This window comes from Pinirhizobacter sp. (genome assembly GCF_035317885.1).
Lineage (GTDB): Bacteria > Pseudomonadota > Gammaproteobacteria > Xanthomonadales > Rhodanobacteraceae > Pinirhizobacter.
The window spans coordinates 1-7314 of record NZ_DATHFX010000361.1 but is presented as its reverse complement, the minus strand read 5'-3'; the positions used below and the strand labels follow the sequence as shown (position 1 = coordinate 7314).

The following is a 7314-nucleotide window of genomic DNA, read 5'->3' as shown; positions in this document are numbered from 1 at the left end:
GCCGAAGCCTGGACGCCGGGCAGGGCGATCCCTGCACCACCTTGCGCGCCGTGCTCAATGCACGCGCCACCTATGCGTGGCCACGCCTGCGCGCGCAGGCAGGTCCCGCCGATAGCGACGACGACCCTTGCGTTATTGCCGCCGACGCCCGTTACCGGGGGCTTGAAAACCAGCTCTATCGCGTGGAGATCCACGACGGCGCGTCCATCGGGCCCAATGGCGCGGCCGTGGGGGCGACGTTCAAGTGGTCGCGCGAGAACGGCTCGGTGATATTCCCGGTCACGGGAGCTTCCGGCGGGTCGGCACAGGACGGCTCGCCGCAACTGGTGGTGAGCTTAAGTAACCTTGGCCGCGACCAGCGGCTGGGGCTTGCCGCCAACGAGTGGGTAGAAGTGCTCGATGACAACGCAACGCTTTCGCAATTTGCCTCCCCTTTGCTGCAGGTTGTGGCCATCGATGCGGCCAGCCGCACCGTCACCCTGCAGGGCCTGAAGGGCGACACGATCGCCCTGCCATCGCTGGACCCTGCCAAACATGCATTGATTCGTCGTTGGGACCAGCAGGATGGTGTCTCCACCGACGGCGTGCTGCCCGTCGCCGAGGGCGGCTGGATCACCCTCGAGGACGGGCTGCAGGTTTGGTTCGAGCCCGGCGGCGCGTACGCGACGGGCGACTACTGGCAGGTTCCCGCGCGCGTGGCGGGGAACGGAAGCCTGGACTGGCCCACCACCAACGGTGCGCCGGACGCGGTGAAATCCCGCGGCATGCACCACCGCGCGGCGCTGGGCGTGTCCACCCTTCGCGCCAATTACACCGAATGCTGCTGCCGCATCGTTTCGCTGTGCGAGCAACTGCGCGCCGCGGGCGCCGCAAGGAAGACCGCGCCAGGAACCGTCACGCCCGCGCCAGCCAGGCCGCTGACACCTGTTGTGCCGGCGAGGCCGACGAAGACCGCCAGGGTGACGGTGAAAGCGACTAAGGCAACGAAGGCAACCAAGACGACGGCCACCAGTAAGGCGGCCAAGGCCACGAAGGCAACGCGGAGGTCCCGCTGAGCACGCCCTGAGGAGTAGTGTCCGCCGGGCATGGGAATCTGTCCGCGGACACTGGCTTGCACCAACGGATTGCGGTTTTTCCCCGGATCCGTGCAGATCGGCCATGGCACGGCAGTTGCAGCACAGGACATGACCGCGGGGTGCGCGGGAGGACGGACATGTTCGCTTATAACCTGGAGATGGCCCTGCGCAGCCTCAAGCGCAATCGCGCGCTCACGCTGCTGATGGTGCTGGCGATCGCGCTGGGCATCGGGGCGAGCATGACCACGCTCACGGTGCTGCACGTACTTTCCGGTGACCCGATTCCCGGCAGCAGCGCCCAGCTTTACTACCCGCAGATGGACCCGCGTGACATGGACGGCTACACGCCCACCAGCAAGCCGCCGGACCAGCTTTCCTACCCCGACGGCATGGCCCTGCTCAAGGCCGCACGGGGCACCCATCAGGCGTTGATGACCGGTGGCGCGGTGCCGATCCAGCCTCCCCAGTCGGGCATCGAGCCGTTCATCGAGGACGCTCGCTACACCACGGCCGACTTCTTCCCCATGTTCAACGTGCCTTTCATCTTCGGCCACCCCTGGGCGTCGACCGAAGACGAGGCCAAGGCCCGCGTGGTGGTGATCACCCGCGAACTCAACGACAAGATATTCAGCGGCAAGGACAGCACGGGACAATCGCTGCGCGTGAACGGGCATGACCTGCGCGTCATCGGCGTGATCGACAACTGGCGCCCGAACCCACATTTCTACGACCTCAACATGAGCACGTACTCGGAGAAGGAGAACGTGTTCGTGCCCCTGTTCACCGCCCGCGACCTGCTGCTCGGCCGCAATGGCTCGTCCGATTGCTGGGGCAACAAGAGCAACGACGGCGAGCACATGGAAACGTCCGAATGCGTGTGGCTGCAGTTCTGGGTGCAGCTGGACTCACCGGCCAAGGCCGCCGCCTATAAGGAATTCCTGATCCATTACAGCCAGGACCAGAAGGCCCTGGGCCGGTTCCAGCGGCCGCCGAACGTGGCGCTTTCCAACGTGATGGAATGGCTGGACATCAACAAGGTGGTGCCGGGGGACGTCCGCCTGCAGGTGTGGTTGGCCTTGGGGTTCCTGGTGGTGTGCCTGGTCAATACCGTGGGACTGATGCTGGCCAAGTTCCTGCGCCGGGCCTCGGAGCTGGGCGTGCGCCGCGCCCTGGGCGCGTCACGCCGGGTGATCTTCGCCCAGTTGCTGGTGGAAGCGGGCCTGGTGGGCCTGGTGGGTGGCGTCGCCGGCCTGCTGCTGTCGCTGGTGGGCTTGTGGCTGGTGCGCCTGCAGCCTTCCGACTATGCCTCGCTGGCCCACCTGGACCTGCCGATGCTGCTGGCGACCTTCGTGCTGGCGGTATCGGCCACGCTCGTCGCCGGAATGCTGCCTGCCTGGCGCGCCTGCCAGGTGGTGCCCGCCCTTCAGCTGAAGAGCAACTAGGGAAAGAACATGGACATCATGCCGATTCTTGCCTCGCTGAGGCACCACAAGATCACAGCACTCCTGGTGATCCTGGAGATCGCCCTTACCTGCGCCATCGTCTGTAATTCGGTGTTCCTGATCTCCCAGCGCATCGACCGCATGAACATACCCAGCGGGATCGCCGAAGATGAAGTGATCCAGGTGCAGACGGTCGACATCGGGCGTCGCGCCGACACCATGGCGCGCGCCCGGGAAGATCTTGCCGCGATTGAAAAGATCGCTGGCGTGAAGGCCGTGGCGCTGAGCAACCAGGTGCCTTTCGGGCGGTCGTCCAACAACACCACGATCAAGCTTGACCCCAACCAGAAGACAGAATCGCTCAACGCCACCCTTTACCAGGGCCAGGACGTGGTACAGGCGCTGGGCGCGCAGGTGATCGCCGGCCGCGATCTTACCCACGAAGACAACGTGGACTTGTCGGTGGTGATCGCCTCGAAGCTGACGATCATCCCCAAGGTCGTGGTGATCTCCAGCGGCGCGGCGGAAAAACTCTGGCCGGGCCAGAACGCGGTCGGCAAGACGCTTTACATGGGTGACAAGCCGATGATGGTGGTCGGCGTGCTAAGGCACCTGGTACGGCCTTCCATCTGGGACTGGAATACCGCCGATTACAGCATGGTCATGCCCATGCGCATCGGAGCCCTACCCGGCACGAACTACATCATCCGTACCGCGCCGGCCGATCGCGAGCGCGTGCTCCAGCAAGCCGTTGCCGCGCTCAAGGTGATCAATCCCAATCGCCTCATCCTGAAAAAGCGCACGTTCTCCGAGGTGCGGCGCGAGTACTTCCAGGACGATCGCTCCATGATCGGCCTGCTGGTGGGCGTTTGCGTGGCCTTGCTGGTGGTGACCGCGTTGGGCATCGTGGGCCTGGGAAGCTTCTGGGTGGCACAGCGGCGCCGGCAGATCGGCGTGCGCCGCGCGCTGGGCGCCACGCGCGCGAATATCCTTCATTACTTCCAGACCGAGAATTTCATCCTGACCACCGTGGGCATCGCCACCGGCGCCGCCCTGGCCTATGCCATCAACGGATTGTTGATGCAGCACTACGAGTTGCCGCGCCTCCCAGGCGCATATCCCGTGGCAGGCGCCATCCTGCTATGGATCGTGGGCCAGGCCGCCGTGCTGTGGCCGGCGATGCGGGCGGCAGCCGTGCCGCCGGTGGTGGCAACGCGCAGTACCTAGATCTTCGATCCCCATCAAGACGATGCTTGCGGCCTGCTCGCCGGACATGCTATTGCAAAGGGCGGGCCCGGGTGTTTGCCATGCCCGATGGTCGTTCGATGTTGATGGGGCAGGGCAGTAAGGGAGATCGCCAACGTGGTACGTTCAAAGTTGATCCTGGCCGCCATGGCGGCGTGCCTTTCCTTCACGCCATGCGCGTTCGCTGATCCAACGCCGCAGGCGGCCGCGGCGCCCAGCCCCTGGTTGTTCGTGTCCACCACTTTCGCGTCCAGCGAAACGGGCATGCCCTACGTGGGCAATGGTTACTTCAGCCAGAGAATTCCGCCGGCCGGTGCCGGGTACCTTGCGAACGTCGGCCGCACCAACTGGCCCATCGATGCCGCCCGCGGCGTGCAATCGCTCCTGGCAGGTTTTTACGCATCGGGCAAGTTTTCCAACATCTATCGCGACGAAACCAAGCGCGTGCCGGCGCTGCTGCCCACCTGGAGCTCGCTGGACTTTGCATCTGAATCGGGACCATACACCGCAGCCACGGCGAAGCTCGCCGACATCGACGGTTACCGCCAGGTGCAGGACTTGCGAACCGGCCAGATCACCACCTCCGGTACCTGGAAGGCGCCCGGCGGCGAAACTACCGCTTTCCAGTACCGGGTGTTCACCAGCCGTGCGCGCAAGCACGTGGGTATCGTCGAACTTCGCCTGACGCCGAACTGGAACGGCACGCTGAAGGTCACCGGGTGGTTCGATGGCGCCGGCGCGGCACGCCTGGTTGCAGGCGCTGCGAAAGTGGATACGGTCGCGCACCGCACGACGCTCACGGCCAGTACGGCCGGTACCAGGGTGGGCCTTGCCATGACATCGATCCTGCAGCTGCAGGGCGGTGCGACCATGACGGGCGAGGCCGCGGCGGCCGGCAAGGCCTTGAGTGGTGGTGAAAGGGTGTCCGTGGCGGTGAAAGCCGGCCAGACCTATACCTTCACCAAGGTCGTGGCTGTCGCCACATCGAAGGATTCATCCGATCCCGCGGCGATTGCCGCGAAGGAAGCGCTGGCTGCCGCTGGCGCCGGCGTCGAGGCCGTGCTTGCCGAAAGCCGCGCCGCCTGGGACAAGGTGTGGCAGGGCGATATCGTGATCGACGGCGCGCCGCAGCTGCAGAACGTGGTGCGCTCAGGGATATACAACCTCTACGCCAGCATCCGCGACGATGCGCCGGGCATGCTCGGCCCATCGGGCTTGAGCAGCGACAGTTACGCCGGCATGGCCTTCTGGGATTCAGATACCTGGATGATGCCCGCGCTGCTGGCCGCGCACCCGGATATCGCCCGGCCCATGGTCGACTACCGTTTCGATACCCTCGCCGCTGCAAAGAAGAACGCCAGCGCCAATGGCCGCATGGGCTCGTTCTATCCGTGGACGGCGGCCGACGATGGCTCCATCCATGAGGACTGTTACGGCACCCGGGCGGATGCGAACGACAAGATCCTGGCCGACCCGAATTACAGCTGCAGCCAGGAATTCCACCTGCAGGCCGATGTTGCCATGGCGCAGTGGAACTACTTCGCGGCCACCGGCGATCGTGCGTGGCTGGCCTCGAAGGGTTTCCCGGTGCTCGCCGCCGTTGCCGATTTCTGGACCAGCGTGGCAACGCCCGTCGCCAACGGCGGCTTCGCGGTGAACAACGTGCAGCCGCCGGACGAAGACCATTTCGGCGTGAACAACTCTGCCTATACCAACGCTGCCGCCTCGCAGGCGATCAAGCACGCCATCGCTGCGGCGGGCCTTCTGGGCAAACCCGTGCAGCCGCGCTGGCAGGAAGTGGCCGATGGCCTGGTCAAGACCATTCCGTTCGATGCGGTCAACCAGCGCCACCTGGAATACGACGGCTACGACGGATCCACGGTCAAGCAGGCCGACGTGGTGCTGATGACCTATCCACTGCATTACCCGATGCCCACCCAGGTAGCACTCAACGACATCAACTATTACGTGCCGCGTACCCGCGCCAACGGGCCGGCCATGACCGACGCCATCCATTCGATCGCAACCTCCGCGCTGGACCTGCCCGGATGCGCGGCCTATACGTTCATGATCCGCAGCTACCTGCCGCAGCTGCACGAACCGTTCTTCCAGACCAGTGAAACCACCGAAGGCGGGCCGCTGAATTTCCTTACCGGTACCGGTGGCGTGCTGCAGCAGTTCCTCTATGGCTTCAGCGGGCTGCGCTTCGGCGCCGATGCGATCGAACTGGATCCCAGCCTGCCGCCGCAGTTGCAGGGGCTGACGTTGAACGGCCTGCAATGGCAGGGCCGCGTATTCACCATGCGCATCACCCGCGACAAGACCACGGTGACACTCGCATCGGGCAAGGCGATCCCGGTGACCACCCGTGCCGGCAAGCGCATGCTCGAGCCCGGCACGCCGCTGGTGCTCGATACCCGCAAGCCCGACCTGCAACCCACCGACAACCTGGCCCGCTGCCAGGTAACTTCCGCCACATCGGCGATTGCCGCCAATCCGCCGGTGGCCGCGGTGGATGGTTCGATCGCCACCAGCTGGATGCCGGTGGGCGGGAAGGGCACGCTTACCATCGCCCTGGGCAAGCCTGCGGCGATCTCGAGCGTGCAGGTGACGCGCGGTGCCGGTGAGAAATTCCAGTACACGGTGGATGCCTCGAACGATGGCCAGGCATGGTGGCCCGTGGGCACTGCACCCACCCCAGGTGCTGGCGATGTGGACACCATTACCGCGGCAACGGGAGGCAAGAGCGCGCAGTACTTGCGCGTGGTGGTGGACGGCAAGGCGAGCGCGACGCCGGTCCACGTGGTTGAAGTGTCGGTTAACGGCGCGAGTCATCCATGAGCGGATGAGTCGATCTAGCGGAAACCTACGGGTATAACTGCGGCCTATTTCTTATCGCAAGAACTTGCGACATGACGGCAGGATAGGCTGCCGTGGCCTTTCAAGGCCCATCGTCGCGGTATCGTGACAACATTCTGCGGAGCTAATCCACAACTTCACGAATTCTCCGCAACATGATGTTGCGATGCATGATGACAGCAGCAAATTCCTTCGCGCATGCTGCAACGGCAGCGCCGAGGGGGGCGCTTTCATTCGCTCCGGGGAGATTTGATGGACCATCGTTGCTTGTCGCACGTGCTTGCCGTGCGCTCCTTCCGTTTGCACCCAAGGCCGCTTGCCGCTGCCTGTGCCACGGCTCTCTTGCTCTCTTCCATCGCCCCAGGCGCCCTGGCGCAGGACGCCACCCAGCCGCCACCGGCCAATGACAGCAGCACCCAGGCGACCACGCCCGCCGGACAAACGCCGGCCAAGACCGACAGCAAGGCCGACAAGAAGAACCAGAAACGATCCGAGGACTCGGTCAGCCAGCTCGACGCGGTCATCGTGACGGGCATCCAGGCCAGTATCCAGAGTTCCCAGCGCGCCAAGGAAAATTCCAACAGCATCATCGAGGCGATTTCGGCCGAGGACATCGGCAAGCTGCCCGATTCCTCCATCGCCGAAAGCCTGTCCCGCTTGCCTGGCCTGGCCACGCAACGCGTGGCGGGCCG

General features: G+C 64.8%; 4 protein-coding genes and 1 pseudogene. All 5 read left to right on the top strand.

Translation table 11 applies throughout. The annotated features are described in order from the left end of the window. On the top strand, positions 1-1055 hold a 1055-nt coding region (locus tag VK519_RS11920), incomplete at its 5' end, for a DUF6519 domain-containing protein (RefSeq protein ID WP_324350035.1). A 158-nt stretch (positions 1056-1213) separates the two neighbouring features. Further along, the gene (locus tag VK519_RS11915) at positions 1214-2518 is read left to right on the top strand and encodes an ABC transporter permease (RefSeq protein ID WP_324350033.1); all 1305 of its coding nucleotides are present in this window, start codon (positions 1214-1216) and stop codon (positions 2516-2518) included. A gap of 9 nt (positions 2519-2527) precedes the next feature. Then, on the top strand, positions 2528-3745 hold the full coding sequence (locus VK519_RS11910; RefSeq protein ID WP_324350031.1) for an ABC transporter permease: 1218 nt from the start codon (positions 2528-2530) through the stop codon (positions 3743-3745). A 135-nt stretch (positions 3746-3880) separates the two neighbouring features. Then, positions 3881-6604, top strand: a complete 2724-nt coding sequence (locus VK519_RS11905; RefSeq protein WP_324350029.1) for a glycosyl hydrolase family 65 domain-containing protein — start codon at positions 3881-3883, stop codon at positions 6602-6604. A 270-nt stretch (positions 6605-6874) separates the two neighbouring features. Then, positions 6875-7314, top strand: a pseudogene (locus VK519_RS11900) (TonB-dependent receptor); the annotation flags it as partial.

Coding starts and splice junctions, on each gene's coding strand:
- VK519_RS11910 (WP_324350031.1), top strand. CDS start 2,528: ATGGACATCATGCCGATTCTTGCCTCGCTGAGGCACCACAAGATCACA.
- VK519_RS11915 (WP_324350033.1), top strand. CDS start 1,214: ATGTTCGCTTATAACCTGGAGATGGCCCTGCGCAGCCTCAAGCGCAAT.